The following is a 22,175-nucleotide window of genomic DNA, read 5'->3' on the forward strand; positions in this document are numbered from 1 at the left end:
TAGTTGCGATTTTTCGACAGAAGCCCAAATTTTGGCCATATTGTCGCCGAATTACGCCCCTATGGCTGGAGCTATCCTTAGCTCCAGAGCATATACAACATGAAAATTTTCTTTTTGTTTTCATTTTGTTACGCTGTCTTTTCAGTTGTCTTGGCACTTGTGGTACGTGACAATGCCAGCGTGGCACTGAATTACGAAACCACCAAGCTGCTCGCCAGCATCATTAAGTTTATGCTTCACCTTAAATTTGCCGGGATTCCGCTTTTGGTGTTGTTGTATATATACCGGCACCAAAACTGGAAGGCCAAAGCTACCAATACAGCCTATGCGTTCTTCGGTTGCCTGATGTTTTGTGCTGCGTTTTCCATAACCAAAACAACCATCCCCTATATGGTTCCTTTTTACGCCGACCCGCTTTTGGCTGACATCGATAAATTCCTCCATTTTGGGATTGATCCTTGGAAAGTCACACATCGCGTGTCGGCATATATTACAACAGCGATGGTCGAGGTCGTCTATCTGAAATTGTGGGCCCTGCCCGCCTTCTTCTTGCCAGTGTTTATCGCGCTCACAGACGGCGACAGGGATCGCGGCAATCGGTATCTTGTACTGTATTGCACATGCTGGATTTTACTCGGCAACGTGCTGGCGCTTGGCTTCAGCTCGGTCGGCCCCGTATACTATGATCAACTGCTTGAAAGCAATCGCTTTAGTGGTCTTAACATCGCGCTTAACGATTCAGGGATATCCGACAGCATTCTTGGGCATCTCCAAGCTTTGCTTTGGAACGACTACATCAACAACGCACAGAACTTTGCGACTGGGATTTCAGCCTTTCCTTCACTGCATGTTGGGATGGCAACCGTTATCGCATTGTATATGGCAGAACGCAGCGCGTTCCTGCTTCTACCTGGACTGGCGTTTTTGTTCGCCGTCTTGTTTTGTTCGGTCTATATCGGGTTCCATTATGCAATCGATGGATATGTTTCGATTGGAGTTATATTGGTGGTTTGGGCGCTGCAAAAGCGACGACGGCATCCAATTGGCGCATTCGTACCTGCGTAGCGAAGCAGCGCCGACTACACCGTGATATTGTGGCCACCCGCAATCAGACGCTTGAACCTCCTCCTTTGTCTCGCTAGGCAAGCCTCATGCAGATCATCCGGGACTTTCAGTTTGTTGAGCCAGAAGACCGTGGCGCGAGTGTCGCCATCGGGAATTTTGACGGTGTCCACATCGGGCATCAGACGGTCATAGAACTGGCGCGCAATGCGGAAGCGAATGCTCCGCTGGGAATTCTGACATTTGAGCCGCACCCACGAGAGTATTTTGCACCTGAGGCCCCGCCGTTTCGCCTGATGCGGGGGAATGCACGCGCGCATCGGTTGGAAAAACTTGGTGTCCAAAAACTGTACGAGTTGCCGTTCAACGCGTCACTGGCAGGCATGACGCCAGAGGCATTTGCCAAAAACGTCATATTTGAAGGTCTTGGCCTGTCTCACGTCGTGGTTGGAGCAGATTTTTGCTTTGGCAAAGGGCGCAGTGGCAACCCTCAGGATTTGTGCCGCTTTGGCGAAGAAATGGGATTTGGTGTGACGATCGCACCCCTGATGGAACGGTCTGAGAATGTGGTTTCATCAACCGCGATCCGTACCGCATTATCCGAAGGTCGCCCACGCGATGCAGCGACAATGCTGGGGCATTGGCACCGAATCGAGGGTGAAGTCGTTGGTGGCGAACAGCGTGGACGTGATCTGGGGTTCCCTACGGCAAACATGTCGATAGAGGGGCTGCATCCTCCGAAATTCGGTGTCTACGCCGTATTGGTCGATGTTCTGGATGGTCCGCACCAAGGCAGCTATCACGGCGCAGCATCGGTTGGTACGCGGCCTATGTTCCAAGGTGAGGTTCCCAATATCGAGACCTTTCTGTTCGATTTCTCAGGTGATCTGTATGGCGCGACTTTGTCCGTTGGTCTGGTCGATTACCTGCGCCCGGAAATGACATTCGGTGGCCTCGAAGGACTGATCTCGCAGATGGAGGCCGATTGCGCGCGGGCCCGAAAGATCCTGGCCAAAACATGACAATGGACCCCATTGATCGCGCGGGCCTCGCGCCCAGATTCTGGGAACGAAAGCCATTGCGCAAGATGAACCAGCGCGAATGGGAAGCCTTGTGCGATGGTTGTGGAAAATGCTGCCTGAACAAGCTGGAAGACGAAGATACGGGCGAAGTCGCCCTGACATGCGTTGCCTGCCGTTTGCTGGACGATGAAACCTGTCGGTGCACGCAATACGATATCCGGCATCAATTCGTGCCCGAATGCATTGTGATGACACCAGACAACATCGACAGCCACGCCTACTGGTTGCCCCAGACCTGCGCCTATCGGTTGCTGTGGGAAGGCAAACCGCTTTACGACTGGCATCCTTTGCTGTCTGGTACGCCGGACAGCGTCAATGCCGCAGGCGTATCAGTGCAGGGCCGCACCGTATCTGAGTTCGAAACACCCATGGAAGAATGGGAAGACTACATCATTGAGGAGCCGAGCTGATGCATTTTGCTTCTGACAATTCCGGACCCGTCCACCCCGAGGTTCTGGCCGCACTGACCGAGGCCAATCAGGGCTACCAGATGGCTTATGGCGCTGACACTTTGATGAACGAGGTCCGTGATCAAATCCGCGGGATCTTTGAGGCGCCCGGCGCAGCCGTCTATCTGGTGGCCACGGGAACTGCGGCAAATTCTCTAGCGCTGGCGACGCTGAGCAAACCTTGGGAAACTGTGTTCTGCTCACCCGTCGCGCATATCCACGAAGATGAGTGCAACGCGCCTGAATTCTACAGTGGGGCAAAGCTGACACTGGTCGCAGGTGGCGACAAGATGACGCCCGAGGCGTTGAAAGCCTCCATCGAAGGTGAGGAAACGCGCGGTGTGCATGGCCCTCAGCGCGGTCCTGTCTCAATCACTCAGGTCACCGAGCGGGGATCGGTCTATTCCTTGGCAGAACTGCAGGCCCTATGCGGTGTCGCAAAGGCGTATGACCTGCCCGTGCATATGGACGGCGCGCGATTCACCAACGCGCTGGTCGCTCTGAATTGCTCACCCGCAGAAATGACGTGGCAATCCGGTGTTGATGCGGTCAGCTTTGGCGGCACCAAAAACGGCCTTATGGGTGTTGAGGCCGTTGTTTTCTTTGACGAGAGCAAAGCGTGGGAGTTTGAGCTACGGCGCAAGCGCGGCGCGCACTTATTCTCGAAACATCGGTATCTATCGGCACAGATGGCTGCCTATCTGCAAGATGACCTGTGGCTAAAGTCGGCGCGTAAGGCGAATGCCAGCTGTGCGCGATTGGCGGATGGGTTGCGAGCGGTCGGAGCCGAGTTTCTGCATGAACCGCAAGCCAACATGATTTTCGCCAGCTTCCCCCGCAGCCAACACAAACGCCTGCACGAGGCAGGCGCAGTGTATCATCTGTGGGGCGACACGCTGGAAGGTGAAGACGACAGCGCGATGTTGGCCTGTCGCCTGGTTTGTGACTGGTCGATCGAAAGCCATCAGATCGATCAGTTCCTGAGCCTGCTTTGATCAGGTCCGCCTGCCCGGCTATTTCATTTCCCCCAGATGTCTGTCCAGATCGTCAAGTCGGTCCTGTCCCCAGAACCTTTGATCATCTGGGGTGATATAAAACGGCGCTCCGAATACACCTCGATCCACGGCCTCTTCAAGATTGGCCGCATAGGTCTCTGCGCCCACCAACAGGCCACTATCAGCGAGATTTGGGCTGAACCCGGCCTGTTCTAGGCTCTCTCGGATGACACTATCGTCGGCGATGTCTTTTTCCTCAGCCCAGCAGGCCCGCAAGAAGGAATGGCACAGTTTGCCAATATCACCTGATCCATCCTGAATCGCTGCGATTACGGCATATGAAGAAGGCGCCATATTGGTTGGCCAATGCGCGGGTTGCAGATTAAGCGGCATCTCCAGATTGCGCGCTTGGCGCACAAGTTCTTGCGCACGATATTCCGTACGAGAAATATGGCGGTCTTTGGGTGGCGTGCCTCCGGTACGTCCGAACAGGGCCATAATGTCCAACGGCTTGTAATTGATCGTTGCACCATGTTTTTCCGCTATCTCTTCCAGTCGTGTCCCTGCCAGATAGGAATAGGGTGAGAGTGTCGCAAAAAAGTAGTCAATCTGGGTCATGTTCACTTTCTCCGCCGGGTTATCTTTGCCGGACGGTAGACCCATGCTAAGCGGTGTCAACATCACGAATCTGTCACATTGCCACTGCTGCCCGGGGAAAATCAGCCGATGCCGACACTTCACGAACCCAAGCTTATCGCTGGGAACGCCAATCTTCCGCTTGCCGAAACCATTGCCCGCCGCATGAGCCTGCATCGCGGCGTAGACCAGGGGCTGGTCGATGCGCGGGTCGAACGGTTTAATGATGGCGAAATATTCGTCGAAGTGTTCGAGAATGTGCGCGGCGAGGACATGTTCATTGTCCAGCCGACCTCGAACCCCGCAAACGACAATCTGATGGAACTGCTGATCATTGCCGATGCTCTGCGTCGGTCATCAGCCGCCCGTATCACCGCTGTCATCCCCTATTTCGGCTATGCGCGTCAGGACCGTCGCACCAAAGCCCGTACCCCCATCAGTGCCAAGCTGGTGGCCAATATGCTGACCGGCGCCGGGATTGAGCGGATTCTGACGATGGATTTGCACGCGGCACAGATTCAGGGCTTCTTCGATATGCCGGTGGACAACCTTTATGCATCGCCGATCTTTGCCCTGGATGTAAAAAAGCAATTCAAGGACCAGATGGACGATCTGATGGTGGTCTCGCCTGATGTCGGCGGTGTGGCGCGGGCCCGCGAGCTGGCCAAGCGCATCAACGCGCCGCTCTCGATCGTCGACAAACGTCGCGAAAAAGCGGGCGAAGTGGCCGAGATGACCGTTATTGGTGACGTGAAAGACAAAATCTGCCTGATCGTTGACGACATTTGCGATACCGCCGGCACGCTGTGCAAAGCGGCTCAGGTGCTGATGGATAACGGCGCGAAGGAAGTGCACTCGTATATCACCCACGGCGTCATGAGCGGCCCCGCGGTTGAACGTGTGACCAATTCGGTGATGAAATCGCTGGTCCTGTCGGACACAATCCAGCCGACAGCCGAGATCAACAAGGCCGCAAACATCCGTATTGTGCCCACAGCTCCGATCTTCACCCAGGCGATCCTGAATATCTGGAATGGCACCAGTGTTTCATCTCTGTTCGAGGACAAAACTCTGACGCCAATCTACGAGTCGCTCTACCACATGGATTGATCAACGAAGTTGTTGATCAATCCATCTACTGAACAAGATCATGGCGGCCCGACTATTCGGCGACCGTCATGATTTCGTCCAGCGGCTTTTTCATCTTGGCCACTTTCGGCACTTTCGCATCTTCACTCGGATGGCCGACGGCCACGATCATGATAGGCTTCTCGTGATCTGGCCGATCCAAAAGTTTGTTCAAGAATTTCATAGGATTGGGCGTGTGGGTCAGCGAAACCAACCCGGCGTGATGCAAGGCCGTTAGCAGGAAGCCTGTCGCTATTCCTGTGCTTTCTGGCACATAATAATTTTTGAACCGCACCCCATCATCAAAATGCCCCCAACGCTGAGCGAAAATCACGATCAGCCACGGCGCATCTTCCAGATGTGGCTTCTGTTCATTCGTTCCAATCGGTTCAAGCGCCTTCAACCATTCATCGCCTGCGCCGCCATCATAGAACTTGCGCTCTTCTTCTTCCGCTTCTTCGCGAATGCGGCGTTTCATTACTGGGTTCGAGATCGCCACAAAGTGCCAGGGTTGATGATTTGCGCCTGACGGGGCCGTTCCGGCTGCGCGGATGCACTCTTCAATAACAGCACGTGACACGGGCCGGACTGAATAATCGCGGACGGTATGGCGACGCTTCATCTTGTTATAAAATGCCAAGGCTTCGGCCAGCATCTCTTGATCAGTCAGATCCATACGATCCGGCAAACTCAATGCTTCGTATTCAATGTGCTCACGTGCAAACACCGCCAAGGTCCTCCGAATTCATCGCATGTGACAAACGCCAGAATTCTTTATGATACGGCTTACCGGTGGTTACAATCACCTCTCTTAGGCTATGCGCCTCAGGAAATGTCCCAATCATCTTGGTGCGTGACCTCTCCGATAGCGGTCCAACTCACCCTAATCCGGGCGATGCGTGTGTCTGACCACGTTCGAAAAACAGCACTGAACCCTTCGTGCGATATATCCTCGGCCTTAACCTCGGCGCGCAGTGCAGAGGATGTATCCACATCCCACAACACCACACCGATCTGCACGATTGGCGCCGAGCGAAATGCTTCCTTGAACCGAATGGCGGTCCGCCGTTCTCGTGCGCCTTCTCCGGTCCACATATCTCCGCCATCAGCGAAATCCGAGAATAGAACGGTTTCACCCTGATCGATACCAATGGGATGGGTCAGAAATTTCTTCATCTTGTCGTCTTTTCTTTCAATTCCGGCAGCTTACCTCGCGCCTTTGACGAAATCACGACAAAAAAACGGCCCCGCAATGCAGGGCCGTTTCAAATAGACAGACATGAACCCTTATAGGCTCATGTGTGTTCCAAGGGCTTCCATATCAGCCAGCAGCTTGGCGGCATCATCAACGACAGTCTGATCATCACCTGCCTTGGCTGCCTCGTGTGAGGCGCGGGCGTCAGCGATCATATCGTCCAGATGCGACCGTGTTACCTCGGCAACCGGAATTGCCTTTTCGGCCAGAACCGACAGGCCATCGCCATTGATCTGAGCAAACCCGCCGGTGACCAGGTATTCACTGGCCCCTTCGGGTGACTCGACCTTGAGGATGCCCGGGCGCAGCGTGGTGATAGTGGGGGCATGATCGGGCATTGCCGTCATGTCCCCGTCCGCACCGGGAATCTGGACCGCCGTCGCCGCGAGCGAAGCAAGGCTCCGCTCGGGGCTGACGAGGTCGAATTGCATCGTGTTAGCCATCAGGGATACTCCTTAGGCGGCTTCTGCTGCCATCTTCTCGGCTTTGGCGATCACTTCTTCGATGCCGCCAACCATCAGGAAGGCCGCTTCGGGCAGGTGATCGTATTCGCCAGCCACTACGGCCTTGAACGACGAGATGGTGACTTCCAGAGGAACCTGAACGCCCGGCGAGCCGGTGAAGACTTCGGCCACGTCGAACGGCTGCGACAGGAAGCGTTCGATCTTACGGGCACGGGCCACGGTCAGTTTGTCCTCTTCCGACAGTTCGTCCATGCCGAGGATGGCGATGATGTCCTGCAGCGACTTGTAGCGCTGAAGGATCTGCTGAACGTCGGTCGCAACTTTGTAGTGCTCTTCACCCACGATGGCCGGGTCGAGCAGACGCGAGGTCGAGTCGAGCGGGTCAACCGCAGGGTAGATACCCTTTTCCGAGATCGCACGGTTAAGAACGGTGGTCGCGTCCAAGTGCGCAAACGAGGTTGCCGGCGCAGGGTCGGTAAGGTCGTCCGCAGGCACGTAGATCGCCTGAACCGAGGTGATCGAGCCCGACTTGGTCGAGGTGATGCGTTCCTGCAGGGCACCCATGTCGGTGGCCAGGGTCGGCTGGTAGCCCACCGCCGAAGGAATACGACCCAGCAGAGCCGAAACCTCGGAACCCGCCTGCGTAAAGCGGAAGATGTTGTCGACGAAGAACAGAACGTCAGTACCGGACTGGTCGCGGAACTGCTCGGCCAGAGTCAGGCCGGTCAGGGCAACGCGTGCACGCGCTCCGGGAGGTTCGTTCATCTGACCGTAAACCAGGGCCACCTGCGATTCCGACAGGTTGTCCGGCTTAATAACGTTCGATTCGATCATCTCGTGGTACAGGTCGTTCCCCTCACGGGTCCGTTCACCAACACCCGCGAACACCGAGAAACCCGAGTGCACTTTTGCGATGTTGTTGATCAGTTCCATGATCAGAACGGTTTTACCAACGCCGGCACCGCCGAAGAGACCAATTTTACCGCCTTTGGCGTAGGGGGCCAGCAGGTCAACAACCTTGATGCCGGTCACCAGAACTTCCGACTCGGTCGACTGTTCGTCGAAGGTCGGTGCAGGCTGGTGGATCGCGCGGGCCTCAGATGCTTCAACCGGGCCTTTTTCGTCGATCGGCTCACCAACCACGTTCAGGATGCGACCCAGGGTGGCGTTACCAACCGGAACCGAGATCGGTGCGCCGGTGTCGGTCACGGCTTCGCCGCGGACCAGACCTTCGGTCGCGTCCATCGCGATGGTACGGACGGTGTTTTCACCCAGGTGCTGAGCAACTTCCAACACCAGGCGCTTGCCGTTGTTGGTGGTTTCCAGCGCGTTCAGAATTTCAGGCAGTTGATCTTCGAAGTGCACGTCGACGACGGCCCCGATGATCTGTGTGACTTTGCCTTTTGCATTCGCCATGTTTCGTCTCCGGTATGTCTCTACAGCGCTTCGGCGCCGGAAATAATTTCAATCAGCTCGTTGGTGATCACGGCCTGACGCGAGCGGTTGAACTGGATCGTCAGCTTGTCGATCATCTCACCCGCATTGCGTGTCGCGTTGTCCATTGCGGACATCCGTGCACCCTGTTCAGACGCTCCGTTTTCGAGCAGAGCCGAGAAGATCGCAGTCGCAACCCCCTTGGGCAGCAGGTCGGCCAGGATGGCCTCTTCGCTGGGCTCGTAGTCGAATACCGCACCGCTATCGTCACCCGTCGCTTCGTCTTCGAACGATGCGGGGATGACCTGCTGTGCCGTCGGGATCTGGGTCACAACGTTGACGAACTTCGAGTAGAAGATCGTGGCAACATCGAACTCACCCCCGTCGAAACGAGACAGGACGTCCTTGGCGATGTCTTGCGCGTTGGAATAGCCCAGACGCTTGACCTCGCTCAGGTCGATATGTCCAACGAACAGATCGGCAAAGTCGCGCTTGAGTGCGTCGCGACCCTTTTTACCAACGGTCAAAACCTTGACCGTCTTGCCTTTGCCGCGCAGCTCGTCCGCTTTGGCGCGGGCCAGCTTGGCGATGTTCGCGTTGAAGCCACCACACAGGCCGCGTTCAGCTGTCATGACAACCAGCAGATGGACATCATCACTGCCCGTACCACGGAGCAGCTTGGGGGCGCTATCGCTGCCCCCGACCGACGCCGCCAGCCCCGCCATCACGGCATTGAACCGTTCAGCATAGGGGCGCGAGGCTTCGGCAGATTCCTGGGCGCGGCGCAGTTTTGCAGCCGCGACCATCTGCATGGCCTTGGTGATCTTGCGGGTCGATTTGACCGACTCGATCCTGTTTTTAAGGTCCTTCAGACTAGGCATCGGAACCCCCTATCAAGCGAAGGTCGCGGCGTATTCGTCGATCGCTGCCTTAAGTTTGTCTGCGGCTTCACCTTTGATCTTCGGATCTTCGTCGGTGATCCACTTCAGCAGGTCAGCGTGCTTACCGCGCAGGTGTGACAGCAGACCGGCCTCATAGCGGCCAACGTCAGAAACTTCGATTTTGTCGAGGTAACCGTTGGTGCCTGCGAAGATGACGCAGACGATTTCCGCGTTGGTCAGCGGCGAGTACTGCGGCTGTTTCATCAGCTCGGTCAGACGCGCACCACGGTTCAGCAGCTGCTGAGTTGCGGCGTCGAGGTCCGAACCAAACTGCGCAAAGGCCGCCATTTCGCGGTACTGCGCCAGTTCCAGTTTAACCGGACCAGCAACCGATTTCATCGCATCGGTCTGAGCCGAGGAGCCCACTCGCGAAACCGACAGACCGGTGTTCACAGCAGGACGGATACCTTGGTAAAACAGTTCGGTTTCCAGGAAGATCTGACCGTCGGTGATCGAAATCACGTTGGTCGGAATAAACGCCGAAACGTCACCACCCTGAGTTTCGATAACCGGCAGAGCCGTCAGCGAGCCTGCACCGAAGTCTTCGTTCAGCTTCGCCGAACGCTCCAGCAGACGGGAGTGGAGGTAGAAAACGTCGCCAGGATAGGCTTCACGTCCGGGCGGACGACGCAGCAGCAGCGACATCTGGCGATAGGACACAGCCTGCTTCGACAGGTCATCATAGATGATCAGCGCGTGGCGGCCGTTGTCACGGAAGTATTCAGCCATCGCGGTCGCGGCGTAAGGCGCCAGGAACTGCATCGGCGCCGGGTCGGATGCGGTCGCAGCCACAACGATCGAGTATTCAATCGCGCCGGACTCTTCCAGTTTCTTCACCAGCTGCGCAACGGTCGAGCGCTTCTGACCAACCGCAACGTACACGCAGTACAGTTTCTTCGACTCGTCGTCGCCAGCTGCGTCGTTGTAAACTTTCTGGTTCAGGATGGTGTCCAGAGCAACGGCGGTTTTGCCGGTCTGACGGTCACCAATGATCAGTTCCCGCTGGCCACGGCCAATCGGGATCATCGCGTCAACCGATTTCAGGCCGGTTGCCATCGGCTCGTGCACCGATTTACGTGGGATGATGCCCGGTGCCTTAACGTCTGCAACGCCGCGCTTTGACGCGTTGATCGGGCCTTTGCCGTCCAGCGGGTTGCCCAGACCGTCAACAACACGGCCCAGCAGTTCGTCACCGATCGGAACGTCCACGATCGAGTTGGTGCGCTTAACAGTGTCACCTTCTTTGATGTCACGGTCAGAACCGAAGATAACGACACCAACGTTGTCGCTTTCCAAGTTCAGGGCCATGCCCATGATGCCACCGGGGAATTCGACCATTTCACCCGCTTGCACGTTGTCCAGGCCGTATACACGGGCAATCCCGTCACCGACGCTCAGCACGCGGCCGATCTCGGCCACTTCGGCTTCCTGACCAAAATTCTTGATCTGGTCCTTCAGGATTGCAGAAATCTCTGCAGCTTGGATTCCCATTTATCCGACCTCTTTCATTGCATTCTGTAGGGAGTTCAGCTTCGAACGGATCGAGCTATCGATCATTTTCGAGCCCACTTTAACGACAAGACCGCCGATGAGGCTTTCATCAACGGTCGCATTGATTGTCACGGTCTTGCCCACACGCTCGGACAGCGTCTTGGACAGTTTATCCATTTGGGTCTTGGTCAGCGCTTTGGCCGAAGCGACATCGGCGGTCACTTCGCCACGTTCGTCAGCCAGCATGTCGCGCAAGACCTGTACCAATTGAGGTACAACAAACAGGCGCCGCTTCTGCGCCATCAGACCCAGCGTGTTGCGCAGGATGGCGTGCAGGCCCATCTTGTCGGCAACCGCGGTGATTGCACCCTCTTGTTCGGCGCGCGAAACCAGAGGCGAAGCGATCAGGTCGCGCAGTTCGGCGCTTTCGCCCAATGCTGCTGCCAAATCGTTGATTCCGGTTTCCAGACCTACGAGGTCATTATTCTCTTTCGCGATCTCGAAGATCGCTGTGGCATAGCGCTCGGCAATGCCTGTGGAAATCGAAGCTGGTTCGGACACGTCCACCCTTCCGATATTTGAGGCCCCGAATTTCGCGTGCGGCAGCACCCCGGGGGCGTGAAGAAACCCCGTCCTTGAAGGGCGGGGATCAAAATCACCGGGGATGTAGCAGAGGTGTTCCAACCAAGCAATACGCTATAGCGGTATTAGATTTATCCACAAATCTTTATTTTTCATACACTTAACCCAAGTGCGACTGTTTGGACCGGTCGGGGCAGTTGAAAAATGTTACGAATATGCAGGTTTTAGCGATTCCTGTGACTTTTTTCGCGCATTTTTTCCGTTCGAAATGCACTGGATTGTCACGCAGGCTTCAACAAGCCATCCAATGCCTTAATCGGGCGTTTCGCAGCGTCCTTGGTCACGCTTCCGCTGGGCGGGCGAATGAGTTTGCTGGCCTCCACCATCAGCACGCCCCCTGCCATGACAGTCGGAATACGCTGTCCAGTTTTTTCGATCAGGCTGCCCGATTTCAGCCAGAACCGTCGGAATGAGGGTGGCAGGTAAAGCGCTGAACAGTGGTTTTCCGGAACGAAGTGATGGGCGCGCAACTGCTTCTCTAACTGTGTCGTAGAATATGGCTGACCAAACCCAAATGGCGTGCGATCCGATCGTGACCAAAGCCCCGCCCGGTTCGGGACGATAAAGAGCGCGCGCCCCCCCGGTCCCAACACACGCCAGCATTCTTCCAGTAGTTGACTGGGGCGGCTTGAGGTTTCCAAACCATGCATGACCACCAGCTTGTCTACATGGCCGGTTTCGATTGGCCATTTTGTCTCTTCGGTCAAAACCGAGACATTGGGCATTCCCGCGGGCCAAGGCATGACCCCTTGGGGGCCCGGCATCAAGCCGATCACACGGCGGGCGTCCTTAAGATAAGGGCGCAACAACGGTACGGCGAAACCAAAACCGACCACGGTCTGCCCCTTGGCTTCTGGCCAGAGTTCCACCAACCGTCCACGGATCGCCGCCTGGGCCGCACGGCCCAAAGTGCTGCGATAATAAAAATTCCTCAGATCCTGCACATCAAGATGCATTGCGGACACCCGGTCAATCGGCTTAGCTGGGCGCAGTCTAGCAATGAAAGGGCAAAAGGCCATGCCTCTTGAGATCGTAACCATCCCCTGCCTCAGTGATAATTACGCCTTTCTCGCCCATGATCCGTCCAGTGGTGAAACCGCATTGGTCGATGCACCAGAGGCAGCTCCGATTCTGGCCGCGCTAAAAGCACACGGCTGGAATCTAAGCCACGTTCTGCTGACCCACCATCATTGGGACCATGTTGATGGCTTGGCGGACATTTTGGAGGCGCATCCCGCGCGGGTTATCGGTGCAAAAGCGGATGAACACCGCCTGCCAAAGCTCGATCAAGCAGTGGTCGAGGGGGACACCTTTTATATAGGCAGCGAGCCGGTCGAGGTGCTGGATGTCCCAGGCCATACCATCGGTCACATCGCATTTTATATGCCGCAATCAAACGCTGTCTTCACGGCAGACAGCCTGATGGCGCTTGGATGTGGGCGGCTTTTCGAGGGCGAACCGGCCCAAATGTGGGCCTCTCTCAGCAAATTGGCTGCCTTGCCAGACGAAACAATTGTATGCTCAGGTCACGAATATACACAATCTAACGCCAAATTCGCGCTGACAATCGACCCCGACAACCCTGACTTGCAGGATCGCGTGGCCGATATCAACCGCGCCCGCGCTGCCGGCGAACCCACTGTGCCTTCACTTTTGGGGCTGGAAAAGGCGACAAACCCATTTCTGCGGGCCACTGATCCGGCGATTCAGGCCAGATTGGGTATGGAAAATTCTGACCCAGCGTCAGTTTTTGCCGAAATCCGTGCCCGAAAAGACAGCTTTTGACCGGTTTCGACCCCATTTCACGGCCACGGTCACAACAAATGTGACTGTCAAGTGAAAGAAAACCCTTGAAGCCGGGCCACGATCAACCAAACTCTAATAGTATGAGGACATGGTTGGGATGGGGATCCGGCCTGCAGCCTGCCCCCTTCCGGCCCAATACAGAGGAGCACCCGCGTGCCTTCATTCTCGAGCACACTGGAACAAGCCATCCACGCGGCCCTTGCGGCGGCGAATGAACGGCGACATGAATTTGCAACGCTAGAGCATCTGCTTCTGGCGCTGCTGGAAGAACCCGATGCGGTGCGCGTCATGAAAGCGTGCAGCGTAGATCTTGATGAGCTGCGCAGCACGCTGGTCGAATTCATCGACGAAGACCTTTCTAATCTGGTCACCGATATCGATGGGTCCGAAGCTGTGCCCACAGCCGCCTTCCAACGTGTCATTCAGCGCGCCGCGATCCATGTTCAAAGTTCCGGCCGCACCGAAGTGACCGGGGCCAATGTTCTGGTCGCGATCTTTGCAGAACGCGAAAGTAACGCAGCCTACTTCCTGCAGGAACAAGATATGACGCGCTATGACGCGGTGAACTTCATCGCACATGGTGTCGCAAAAGACCCAGCCTATGGTGAAAACCGGCCTGTGACAGGTGCAGATGAAGCCGAAGAAGAGGCGCAGACCACATCCGGTGATGCAGAGCAGAAAGAAAGCGCACTTGGTAAATATTGCGTAGACCTGAACGCCAAATCGCGGGCCGGGGATGTTGATCCCTTGATCGGACGCTCGGACGAGGTTGAACGCTGCATTCAGGTGCTGTGCCGCAGGCGCAAAAACAATCCATTGCTGGTGGGTGACCCCGGTGTTGGCAAAACCGCCATCGCTGAAGGCCTTGCTCATAAGATTGTGGCCGGTGAGGCCCCGGATGTGTTGTCGGAAACCACCATCTACTCGCTGGATATGGGTGCGCTCCTTGCAGGAACCCGCTATCGCGGCGATTTCGAAGAGCGTCTGAAAGCCGTCGTCACCGAGTTGGAAGAGCATCCCGATGCGGTTCTCTTCATCGACGAAATTCACACGGTGATCGGTGCGGGGGCGACGTCAGGCGGTGCAATGGATGCGTCTAACCTGCTGAAGCCTGCGTTGCAGGGCGGCAAGCTGCGGACCATGGGTTCGACCACATATAAAGAATTCCGTCAGCATTTCGAGAAAGACCGCGCGCTGAGCCGCCGGTTCCAGAAAATCGACGTGAACGAGCCTTCGGTCGAGGACAGCGTCAAAATCCTGCGCGGGCTGAAACCTTATTTCGAAGAGCATCACTCGATCAAATACACCGCAGACGCCATCAAGACCGCGGTCGAGTTGTCGGCGCGCTATATCAACGACCGCAAACTGCCCGACAAGGCCATCGACGTGATCGATGAAGCTGGCGCGGCGCAGCATTTGTTGGCCGAAAGCAAACGCCGCAAAACTATCGGCGTGAAAGAGATCGAAGCCGTGGTCGCCAAGATCGCACGCATCCCGCCCAAAAACGTCACCAAGGATGATGCCGAGGTTCTGAAAGATCTCGAAACATCTCTGAAACGGGTGGTGTTTGGTCAGGACGAAGCCATCGAGGCGCTGTCCAGTGCGATCAAACTCGCCCGCGCAGGTCTGCGAGAGCCCGAAAAACCCATCGGCAACTATCTGTTCGCTGGCCCGACCGGTGTGGGTAAAACCGAGGTGGCGAAACAGCTGGCGGATACGCTGGGTGTGGAACTGCTGCGCTTTGACATGTCGGAATACATGGAGAAACACGCGGTCAGCCGCCTGATTGGTGCCCCCCCAGGCTATGTCGGGTTTGATCAGGGCGGTCTGCTGACCGATGGCGTCGACCAGCATCCGCATTGTGTGCTGCTGCTTGATGAGATCGAAAAGGCGCACCCGGATGTGTTCAACATCCTATTGCAAGTGATGGACCATGGTGAGTTGACCGACCATAACGGGCGCACTGTGAACTTCCGCAACGTGGTGCTGATAATGACCTCGAACGCTGGGGCTCAGGAACAAGCCAAAGCCGCGATCGGCTTTGCCCGCGACCGCCGCGAGGGTGAAGACACCGCTGCCATCGAACGCATGTTCACGCCGGAATTCCGCAATCGTCTGGACGCCGTGATCTCATTTGCGCCGCTGCCGAAAGAGGTCATTCTACAGGTCGTCGAAAAGTTCGTTCTGCAGTTGGAAGCGCAGTTGCTGGATCGTGGCGTGACCATCGATCTGACACCCCGCGCTGCCGAATGGCTGGCTGACAAAGGGTATGACGACAAAATGGGTGCGCGCCCACTGGGCCGTGTCATTCAGGAGCACATCAAAAAGCCGTTGGCCGAGGAACTTCTGTTCGGAAAACTGGCCAAAGGCGGCGTGGTCCGCGTCTCGGTCAAAAAGGGCGAGTTGAACCTGGAAATCCTGGGGCCCGATCAGCCGCGCATACCGGGCGACAAACCACCGTTGCTAACTGCGGATTGATGCGGTCGGTATATTTCGGAATGCTATTGCTCGCTGCCTCTCCGGCAGCGAGCGAATTTCTTCTTGAATTGCCCGTAGACTGCAAACTGGGTGAAATCTGCCACATCCAAAACTACGTCGATCACACTCCGGCCGGCGAGTACCGTGATTTTAGCTGCGGTCCGCTAACTTATGACGGTCACAAGGGTACGGATTTCGGTCTGCCTACGCTTGCGGAAATGGAGAACAGGGTTGATGTTCTTGCCGCGGCGCCAGGCGTCGTCCGCGCGGTTCGAGATGGGGTTCTCGATAAGAAATTCGACCCGAATGCCCCAAACAATATTGAGAACCGCGAATGTGGCAATGGGGTCGTAATAGCGCATGACGATGGCTGGGAAACACAGTACTGCCACTTGATGCGCGGTACTGTCGAGGTTGCACCTGATGACTTTGTAAGCTCAGGCACGGTTCTGGGCAAGATCGGGTTAAGCGGGAAAACTCAGTTTCCGCATCTGCATCTGTCGGTCCGTAAAGATGGCCGTACTGTCGATCCATTTGTTCCAAACGGCAGTGATGGTTGCGAAACGTCAGGCCCTACTCTTTGGGCGAATCCGCTTGAGTATGTTTCATCTGGCCTTCTCTCGGTTGGGTTCTCGCAAGACATTCCATCATATGAGGCGGTGCTGGCTGGAACCGCTGCGGTGACCAATCTGCCTAAATCCGCCGGCGCGATTGTGTTATTCGGCCACGCCTACGGTGGCCGCGCTGGGGATGTCATGCGGCTTGAAGTTTTCGGGCCAGAGGGAGAGTTCCTTTCTCAAGATGTGGAGTTGGAGAAAACGCAGGCGCAACTCTTTCGTGCGACCGGGCGGCGATTATCGGGCGCACGTTGGACTCCCGGTGAATATCGAGGCGCGGTAACGTTGATCCGCGACGGAAACGAGATAAGCCAAAAGACAGTGTCAGTTAACGTTCGTTGAGCTTTATCGCTCTGTCAATTTCAACTCGATCCGACGGTTTTGGGCGCGCGCCTCAGGCGTGTCTTCCGGATTGACGGGCTGGAACTCACCAAACCCGTTGGCGGCCAGCCGATCTGGCGGAATGCCTAGCGCATCGACCATGTAGCGCACCACTGAAAGGGCGCGGCCTTGGCTTAGCTCCCAATTGTCGCGATAGCGTCCAGCACCGCCAAGGGGCACGTTGTCGGTATGCCCATCCACACGGATAACCCAGTTCAAGCCTTCGGGAATTTCGGCGGCAACGCTGCGCAGGATATTTGCCACTTTCGCAACTTCCTGACGACCCTCGGCTGAGAGGTTCGCGGACCCCGTTGCAAACAATACCTCCGATGAGAACACGAAACGATCGCCTTCAATACGCACACCATCCTGATCGCCCAGAACATCCCGAAGCCGTCCGAAGAATTCCGAGCGATAGCGCTGTAAATCTTCAGCCTGTGCAGCCAGCTCCTGATTTTGGCCCGCCAATGCCTCGGCCTCGGCTTCCAGCCGAATACGCTCAGCCTCTTCCAGCAGTCGGCGGCGGCGCTCTTCCGAGGCGGCCCGGGCCAGTGCTGCGTTCAGATCCTGACCCAATGTCTGAATCTGAATCTCGGCAGACGCATTCCGTTCTTCATAATCATCCAAAAGCGCCTGAAGCGATCCAAGCTGGTTTCGCAGGGCGGCCATCTGCTGATTGAGCAGCGCAGTCTGGCGTTGCGCTTCGGTCGAGACCTCCTGTTCGGACGCAAGCGCATTCTCGGCAATAGCCAGCAGCGCCGCGCGCTCTTCGGCAAGCGATCTTTGTTCGTCAGCATTTGCTTGCGCTTGTGTTTGCGCCTCGAGAGCGGCCTGCAATTGAGCCCGCAACTCGTCTGCGTTGATCTCACCAAACTGTCGCTCAAGCTCGGCCTTTGCAGCCTGCGCTGCGGCCAGCAAGGTCAGAGTTTCTTCTGCCTCTTGCCGCTGCGCTTCTAACGCCAAGGTCATCGCGGTCAGTTCAGCATCCGCGTCCTGCAAACGATTTCGCAACGCTTCAGCGGCCGCTGCTTCAGCCAAGCGGGCGGCTTCTTCGTCGGTCAGTTGCTGCTCTAATTCGGAGATTTGAGCAGCCTGAGCACCTTCGGTCGCCTCAAGGTCAGCAACCAAAGCCTCAAGCGCCTCACGCCGCGCAGCGGCGAGACGCGCGGCCTCGGCCTGGGCGTCGATTTCCTGTCGGCTTTGGGCAAGGGCCAGATTTAATGCATCTTGTTCGTTCAGCAACTCATCGCGCTGCGTCTCAAGCGCAGCAATATCCCCTTGCGCGCGTTCCTGATCCGCCAACAGTGCTGCAACTTGTGCTTCAAAATCGGTGATGCGGGTCTGCGCCTGCGCAAGATCACCCTCGACCTCGTTCAGGGTCGCATTCAGGTTTCCCAGACGCGCTTGGAGTCGGCTGTTCTCTCGTTCTTCCAGCCCCAAAGCCCCTGCCAGGGCTGCGATTTCATCGGACAGCGCGGTCAGTTCATCTTCCTGGCCCGAGATGGTCTCGCGCAGCACAAACTGGACGATCATGAAGATGGTCAGCACAAAGGTCAGCACCATCAGCAAACCCGTCATCGCATCCACGAAACCGGGCCAGACCGAGCCCGAGAACCGTTGACCAGTGCGACGAGAGAGAGCCATCTTTTACTCTCCTTCCGGAGGCGTTCGCACTGCGCCCCGCGGAAGGGTCAGCGCTTTGACCAGCAGTTCAAAATCTTTGCGCAGCTCATTCATGCTGTCCTGACGGCCTGCCGAAATCTCTTCAAGGATACGCAGCAACTGAACGTCCATAGATCGCAGGCGCATTCGGCTTTCCGCATCGATCCCTTCGCCCGCACCATGTTCGCGCATGTGATCCAACAAAGCATCCTGCCCCAGCGCGACGCGCTCCAACGCAGCAGTCACACCTTCGGTTTGGGCCTGCCGTTGATTCATTTCCCCTATCACATCGACCAGTTGACCCAGCTTGGTTGAGACGTTGATCCGATCAACCTCTTGCGCCGCGAACATATCTTGAAGCGCATCCATTTGTTCAGACATCGCGTCCAGAACCGGCGTCAGCACGGCCAGTTCCGCACCGCCTTCATCGCCTGCAGCAAAGCCGACTCGTGTGATCGAGGACAGCCATTCCTCTAGCTCACGGTAGAACCGGTTCTGGCCATGGCCCGCGAACAGTTCCAGCAAGCCGACGATCAGCGAACCGGCCAGCCCCAGCAAAGACGACCCAAACGCAACGCCCATGCCCTGCAGCTGAGATTCCAGCCCTGTCATCAAGCGGTTAAAGACCGCGAGGCCTTCCTCCCCCTCTTGCGGGTTCAGGCTGCGAATTGTGTCGACAATGGCAGGAACGGTGGTGGCCAAGCCAAAGAACGTTCCCAAAAGACCAAGGTAAATCAGAACATTGGTGATGTAGCGCGTGATTTCACGTTCTTCTTCAACCCGTTCGGCGACTGAATCCAGAATGGACCGTGTGGAGCTGGAGCTTATCTGCGATCGCGCGCCACGTTCCCGTAACAATGAGGCGAGCGGTGCCAGCAGTTGCGGAGGGCGCGCATCGTCCCGCTCGACCCCGCCGATGAAAGCTTCGATCCAGCGTACTGAACCAATCAACTGCGTGACCTGCAGGAAACAGGCCGCAACGCCGATGACAAAGACCAGCAGGATAAACCCGTTCAGGTACAGGTTAGCCTGAATAACCGGCAGCACGTATGGCAACGCCATAAACACGCCAAGCCCTGAAAGCCCTATTGCGATCAGCATCATCAAGATTTGACGGATCGGTTGTGAGAAATGTGGTCTCACGACCTGTTGTGCCTGCGCCATGCGCGTGGCTCCTGGTATTGTCTGCTCTGGGCTGAACCTATCGAAGTTCCACCCTAGACGCCAAGAGTTTATGCGCTGATTGTGCGCACCCGTTGCGACAACCACTCAAGGTCTGGGTCGTGCAACCCAATCTCGGTCAAATGCGACGCCGTGTTATAGAGATATTCGGTGTTTGGCCCGCGCCCGCCAACTGCGTTTGCGATGATCTGAGCCTGCTCTTCCAATGGTAACCCACCACAGTACTGAACGTGGTGCGCATCAATCACGTATGTCACTGCGTTCACAGTCGTCCCGCAATCCAGATGTACATCCAGCATCCGTTCAAGATAGGCGGATGAGATTAGTTCGCGCTCACGCAGCTCGGCCAGCGTGCGGTCTTCGTGCCCCGCTTCGACGGCCAAAGCCAATCCGGTGCAGCGCGCGTCGGGCTGTTCGTCCAGTGCCAGAACCAGACCAGGCGCCTCTTCGGTTCCGCGATGGTGAATCGAGCGCATGCAAAAGGACCGCGCATATCCATGCAGCGTGGCACGTTCGCTGCGAGCCACCGGAAAGCCGGGGTTCCACAGAAGCGATCCATATCCGAATACCCACATCGTCATTGCACTGGTCCTTGCCTGTTTGGCCCTATAAACATCAAATCTGAGGCAGGAAAAAGGGCCATTCATCATGCGCCGTCTGACACGCGTACTTGTATTTGTCGCCCTTGCTTGGAGCGCCTATTGGTTTGTCGCCGGTTACGGGCTGCGTAACGCCCTAACCGGTTGGTTTGATCGGCAGCAGGAATTGGGCTGGCAGGCCGAATTCTCGGATGTCACGACCGCCGGTTATCCGCTTCAGCACATTACGCGCCTGAACAACCCGGCCTTGGCCGATCCCGTTAACGGAACAGCTTGGAGCGCAGACTGGATCGAGTTCCAAAGCCCCGCAATCTGGCCCGGTCGCCAGATGCTGCGATTTGCCAGCACACCGCAGCGGCTGTCTTATTTCGACCAGACCACGACTGTTCAGGCCGAAGAATTGCAAGCCGAACTGCATTTGCAACCCGGCGTCGCCCTGGTTCTTGAGAAAATGGCGTTGACCTCTGAACGTTGGCTGCTGACCACCGAAGGCGACCCTCAAGCTGGCGGCCAAACGCTAAGCCTCGTGATGGAGCAATCTGGCGCCCCTGAAAGCTATGGGATCGCTGCCAAGATCGACGGGTTCACACCCGGAGATGACCTGCGACGCCTGATGCGCTCAGCCTCAACTCTGCCGCAGTCCTTCCAAACGCTGGAAATGGATATGTTTGTCACCTTCGACAAACCTTGGGATCGCACCGCGCTTGAACAGCGCCGCCCACAGCCCGTCGAGATCGATCTGCGGTTGGCGGAGGTGAAATGGGGCGAGTTGCGCCTGTTCGCCACCGGAAAACTGGATGTTGACGAACAGGGCATTCCAACCGGTGAAATCGCCATGAAGGCCGAAAACTGGCGCGACATGATCGCAATGGCCAACGCCGCAGGTGCGCTGCCCGATCAGGCGGTTGATCCGGTGACCCGCGCTTTGGGGTTCATGGCGGGATTGGGCGGCAACCCAAATGCGTTGGATCTACAACTGAATTTCCGCGACGGGTTCGTCGCCTTGGGGCCGCTGCCGCTAGGGCCTGCGCCCCGTCTGGTTCTGCGCTAACGACAATAGGTACCGCTGCGATAGCGCGCCGTATCAAGGTGGAAATGATCCCGATGATAGCGATCTGAATTTGGACCGAGCACCGTACCAAACGGCCCACACGCACCGCGCCAGACTTTGGTCAATTGCTTCTTGGACGGATTCTTGCGCCAGCCATTCAAGACGGTCACGACCTCGCCATCGGCCATCTTGAAGCCTGAGATATCAATGGCACGCCCCTTGCCATGTTCGGAAATCCGCGCCCCTTTACGATTGTTCCGTGTCCGACAGGCGTAATGTGCTGCGACCTGCAGCTCAACCAACGGGCCGCGTCGTTTGAACGCGGGTTTGACAGTTTTATCGACCCATTTGTTCAACGCCTGCGCCGTGCCGCAATCCATCGTTGACGGGCGGCTTAGCTTGACACCCGAGACCGAAGTGATCTGAACCGCTTCCTTGATCCCACAGGCTTTGATATTGCCCTTTACGCGCCCGACGGCTTTGCCCTGAATGTCAATGTCACCACAGACCGAGCCCTTGCGAAGCTTTCGTTTCTTGAGAAAGACACGCTGCTCCAACTCTTCCGGGCGCACAAACGGCCTGATTGAATTCTCAGGCCCTAGCAATGGAAGAGCAGCAGGGCGAGCTGCGGCCGCTGTTACTTGCGGTGACGCGGGCCTTAAGACTGGACGGATATTGGGTGTGACAACCGCTGCGACCACTTCGGTATTTACAGGGCGTGTCAACGGCACCAGCGAAGATTCGGGCGCAGCAGCGTTTGCAGTCGTCGCCACCAATACGGCGAAACCCACCAAAATGCAGCTGCCCAAGCCTCTCATGT

General features: G+C 56.7%; 22 protein-coding genes. 9 read left to right on the forward strand and 13 right to left on the reverse strand.

The genetic code is table 11. The features are described from left to right. Window positions 1-99 precede the first annotated feature (99 nt). The 4 genes from ACR0B3_RS08375 (at window position 100) to ACR0B3_RS08390 (ending at window position 3,588) form a co-directional block, all read left to right on the forward strand. Window positions 100-1,065, forward strand: a complete 966-nt coding sequence (locus ACR0B3_RS08375; protein WP_480808656.1) for a phosphatase PAP2 family protein — start codon at window positions 100-102, stop codon at window positions 1,063-1,065. An 86-nt stretch (window positions 1,066-1,151) separates the two neighbouring features. Then, entirely contained in the window at window positions 1,152-2,084 is a 933-nt protein-coding gene (locus ACR0B3_RS08380) for a bifunctional riboflavin kinase/FAD synthetase (RefSeq protein ID WP_480808657.1), read from the forward strand. Further along, a complete protein-coding gene (locus ACR0B3_RS08385) occupies window positions 2,081-2,554 on the forward strand; it encodes a YcgN family cysteine cluster protein (RefSeq protein WP_480808658.1) in 474 nt (157 codons plus the stop codon). Before ACR0B3_RS08380 ends, ACR0B3_RS08385 begins: the two co-directional genes overlap by 4 nt. Continuing rightward, window positions 2,554-3,588, forward strand: a complete 1,035-nt coding sequence (locus ACR0B3_RS08390; protein WP_480808659.1) for a threonine aldolase family protein — start codon at window positions 2,554-2,556, stop codon at window positions 3,586-3,588. Before ACR0B3_RS08385 ends, ACR0B3_RS08390 begins: the two co-directional genes overlap by 1 nt. Before the next feature lie 18 nt (window positions 3,589-3,606). On the opposite strand, the gene ACR0B3_RS08395 is transcribed toward ACR0B3_RS08390, so the two are convergent. Further along, on the reverse strand, window positions 3,607-4,206 hold the full coding sequence (locus tag ACR0B3_RS08395; protein ID WP_480808660.1) for a DsbA family protein: 600 nt from the start codon (window positions 4,204-4,206) through the stop codon (window positions 3,607-3,609). Window positions 4,207-4,314: 108 nt separating this feature from the next. On the opposite strand from ACR0B3_RS08395, the gene ACR0B3_RS08400 reads away from it, so the two are divergent. Continuing rightward, on the forward strand, window positions 4,315-5,334 hold the full coding sequence (locus ACR0B3_RS08400) for a ribose-phosphate pyrophosphokinase (protein ID WP_170392433.1): 1,020 nt from the start codon (window positions 4,315-4,317) through the stop codon (window positions 5,332-5,334). Between the two features lie 52 nt (window positions 5,335-5,386). On the opposite strand, the gene ACR0B3_RS08405 is transcribed toward ACR0B3_RS08400, so the two are convergent. The 8 genes from ACR0B3_RS08405 to ACR0B3_RS08440 all read right to left on the reverse strand — a co-directional run bounded on the left by ACR0B3_RS08405 (window position 5,387) and on the right by ACR0B3_RS08440 (window position 12,535). Continuing rightward, window positions 5,387-6,079 (reverse strand): nitroreductase family protein, encoded by a 693-nt coding sequence (locus ACR0B3_RS08405; RefSeq protein ID WP_480808661.1) that lies wholly within the window; start codon window positions 6,077-6,079, stop codon window positions 5,387-5,389. Window positions 6,080-6,177: 98 nt separating this feature from the next. Continuing rightward, window positions 6,178-6,528 carry an H-type lectin domain-containing protein gene (locus tag ACR0B3_RS08410; protein ID WP_480808662.1) on the reverse strand — a complete coding sequence of 117 codons (351 nt, stop codon included), beginning with the start codon at window positions 6,526-6,528 and terminating at the stop codon, window positions 6,178-6,180. A 111-nt stretch (window positions 6,529-6,639) separates the two neighbouring features. After that, a complete protein-coding gene (locus ACR0B3_RS08415) occupies window positions 6,640-7,050 on the reverse strand; it encodes a F0F1 ATP synthase subunit epsilon (protein WP_480808663.1) in 411 nt (136 codons plus the stop codon). A gap of 12 nt (window positions 7,051-7,062) precedes the next feature. Then, complete coding sequence (atpD, locus tag ACR0B3_RS08420) at window positions 7,063-8,487, reverse strand: F0F1 ATP synthase subunit beta (RefSeq protein WP_170588732.1); 1,425 nt, start codon at window positions 8,485-8,487, stop codon at window positions 7,063-7,065. Between the two features lie 20 nt (window positions 8,488-8,507). Continuing rightward, on the reverse strand, window positions 8,508-9,386 hold the full coding sequence (locus ACR0B3_RS08425; protein WP_039537694.1) for a F0F1 ATP synthase subunit gamma: 879 nt from the start codon (window positions 9,384-9,386) through the stop codon (window positions 8,508-8,510). Between the two features lie 12 nt (window positions 9,387-9,398). Continuing rightward, window positions 9,399-10,937: a F0F1 ATP synthase subunit alpha gene (gene atpA, locus ACR0B3_RS08430; protein WP_170683404.1), complete on the reverse strand. Its 1,539-nt coding sequence runs from the start codon at window positions 10,935-10,937 to the stop codon at window positions 9,399-9,401. Next, complete coding sequence (locus tag ACR0B3_RS08435) at window positions 10,938-11,498, reverse strand: F0F1 ATP synthase subunit delta (RefSeq protein WP_480808664.1); 561 nt, start codon at window positions 11,496-11,498, stop codon at window positions 10,938-10,940. A 302-nt stretch (window positions 11,499-11,800) separates the two neighbouring features. Continuing rightward, window positions 11,801-12,535: a methyltransferase domain-containing protein gene (locus ACR0B3_RS08440; protein ID WP_170683405.1), complete on the reverse strand. Its 735-nt coding sequence runs from the start codon at window positions 12,533-12,535 to the stop codon at window positions 11,801-11,803. A gap of 61 nt (window positions 12,536-12,596) precedes the next feature. On the opposite strand from ACR0B3_RS08440, the gene gloB reads away from it, so the two are divergent. The 3 genes from gloB (at window position 12,597) to ACR0B3_RS08455 (ending at window position 16,822) form a co-directional block, all read left to right on the forward strand. Beyond that, on the forward strand, window positions 12,597-13,364 hold the full coding sequence (gloB, locus tag ACR0B3_RS08445; RefSeq protein WP_480808665.1) for a hydroxyacylglutathione hydrolase: 768 nt from the start codon (window positions 12,597-12,599) through the stop codon (window positions 13,362-13,364). 174 nt (window positions 13,365-13,538) lie between these two features. Further along, window positions 13,539-15,863, forward strand: coding sequence for an ATP-dependent Clp protease ATP-binding subunit ClpA (gene clpA, locus ACR0B3_RS08450; RefSeq protein WP_480808666.1), 2,325 nt, complete (start codon window positions 13,539-13,541; stop codon window positions 15,861-15,863). A 20-nt stretch (window positions 15,864-15,883) separates the two neighbouring features. After that, window positions 15,884-16,822, forward strand: coding sequence for a M23 family metallopeptidase (locus ACR0B3_RS08455; RefSeq protein ID WP_480808667.1), 939 nt, complete (start codon window positions 15,884-15,886; stop codon window positions 16,820-16,822). Window positions 16,823-16,825: 3 nt separating this feature from the next. Here the strand turns inward: ACR0B3_RS08455 and ACR0B3_RS08460 are convergent, their stop codons facing one another. The 3 genes from ACR0B3_RS08460 to ACR0B3_RS08470 form a co-directional block, all read right to left on the reverse strand. Beyond that, window positions 16,826-18,505 (reverse strand): peptidoglycan -binding protein, encoded by a 1,680-nt coding sequence (locus ACR0B3_RS08460; RefSeq protein ID WP_480808668.1) that lies wholly within the window; start codon window positions 18,503-18,505, stop codon window positions 16,826-16,828. Between the two features lie 3 nt (window positions 18,506-18,508). Next, entirely contained in the window at window positions 18,509-19,687 is a 1,179-nt protein-coding gene (locus ACR0B3_RS08465; protein ID WP_170683410.1) for a biopolymer transporter ExbB, read from the reverse strand. A gap of 68 nt (window positions 19,688-19,755) precedes the next feature. Next, entirely contained in the window at window positions 19,756-20,286 is a 531-nt protein-coding gene (locus tag ACR0B3_RS08470; protein WP_480808669.1) for a gamma-glutamylcyclotransferase, read from the reverse strand. 67 nt (window positions 20,287-20,353) lie between these two features. Between ACR0B3_RS08470 and ACR0B3_RS08475 the strand changes: the two genes are divergently transcribed. Further along, complete coding sequence (locus ACR0B3_RS08475) at window positions 20,354-21,355, forward strand: DUF2125 domain-containing protein (RefSeq protein WP_480808670.1); 1,002 nt, start codon at window positions 20,354-20,356, stop codon at window positions 21,353-21,355. On the opposite strand, the gene ACR0B3_RS08480 is transcribed toward ACR0B3_RS08475, so the two are convergent. Further along, a complete protein-coding gene (locus ACR0B3_RS08480; RefSeq protein ID WP_480808671.1) occupies window positions 21,352-22,173 on the reverse strand; it encodes an extensin-like domain-containing protein in 822 nt (273 codons plus the stop codon). The two genes, ACR0B3_RS08475 and ACR0B3_RS08480, sit on opposite strands and share 4 nt — an antisense overlap. Between the last annotated feature and the right edge of the window lie 2 nt (window positions 22,174-22,175).

The sequence above is a fragment of the Ruegeria sp. CE9 genome (assembly GCF_056537425.1).

Coding starts and splice junctions, on each gene's coding strand:
- ACR0B3_RS08375 (WP_480808656.1), top strand. CDS start 100: ATGAAAATTTTCTTTTTGTTTTCATTTTGTTACGCTGTCTTTTCAGTT.
- ACR0B3_RS08380 (WP_480808657.1), top strand. CDS start 1,152: ATGCAGATCATCCGGGACTTTCAGTTTGTTGAGCCAGAAGACCGTGGC.
- ACR0B3_RS08385 (WP_480808658.1), top strand. CDS start 2,081: ATGACAATGGACCCCATTGATCGCGCGGGCCTCGCGCCCAGATTCTGG.
- ACR0B3_RS08390 (WP_480808659.1), top strand. CDS start 2,554: ATGCATTTTGCTTCTGACAATTCCGGACCCGTCCACCCCGAGGTTCTG.
- ACR0B3_RS08395 (WP_480808660.1), bottom strand. CDS start 4,206: ATGACCCAGATTGACTACTTTTTTGCGACACTCTCACCCTATTCCTAT.
- ACR0B3_RS08400 (WP_170392433.1), top strand. CDS start 4,315: ATGCCGACACTTCACGAACCCAAGCTTATCGCTGGGAACGCCAATCTT.
- ACR0B3_RS08410 (WP_480808662.1), bottom strand. CDS start 6,528: ATGAAGAAATTTCTGACCCATCCCATTGGTATCGATCAGGGTGAAACC.
- ACR0B3_RS08415 (WP_480808663.1), bottom strand. CDS start 7,050: ATGGCTAACACGATGCAATTCGACCTCGTCAGCCCCGAGCGGAGCCTT.
- atpD (WP_170588732.1), bottom strand. CDS start 8,487: ATGGCGAATGCAAAAGGCAAAGTCACACAGATCATCGGGGCCGTCGTC.
- ACR0B3_RS08425 (WP_039537694.1), bottom strand. CDS start 9,386: ATGCCTAGTCTGAAGGACCTTAAAAACAGGATCGAGTCGGTCAAATCG.
- atpA (WP_170683404.1), bottom strand. CDS start 10,937: ATGGGAATCCAAGCTGCAGAGATTTCTGCAATCCTGAAGGACCAGATC.
- ACR0B3_RS08440 (WP_170683405.1), bottom strand. CDS start 12,535: ATGCATCTTGATGTGCAGGATCTGAGGAATTTTTATTATCGCAGCACT.
- gloB (WP_480808665.1), top strand. CDS start 12,597: ATGCCTCTTGAGATCGTAACCATCCCCTGCCTCAGTGATAATTACGCC.
- ACR0B3_RS08455 (WP_480808667.1), top strand. CDS start 15,884: ATGCTATTGCTCGCTGCCTCTCCGGCAGCGAGCGAATTTCTTCTTGAA.
- ACR0B3_RS08460 (WP_480808668.1), bottom strand. CDS start 18,505: ATGGCTCTCTCTCGTCGCACTGGTCAACGGTTCTCGGGCTCGGTCTGG.
- ACR0B3_RS08465 (WP_170683410.1), bottom strand. CDS start 19,687: ATGGCGCAGGCACAACAGGTCGTGAGACCACATTTCTCACAACCGATC.
- ACR0B3_RS08470 (WP_480808669.1), bottom strand. CDS start 20,286: ATGACGATGTGGGTATTCGGATATGGATCGCTTCTGTGGAACCCCGGC.
- ACR0B3_RS08475 (WP_480808670.1), top strand. CDS start 20,354: ATGCGCCGTCTGACACGCGTACTTGTATTTGTCGCCCTTGCTTGGAGC.
- ACR0B3_RS08480 (WP_480808671.1), bottom strand. CDS start 22,173: ATGAGAGGCTTGGGCAGCTGCATTTTGGTGGGTTTCGCCGTATTGGTG.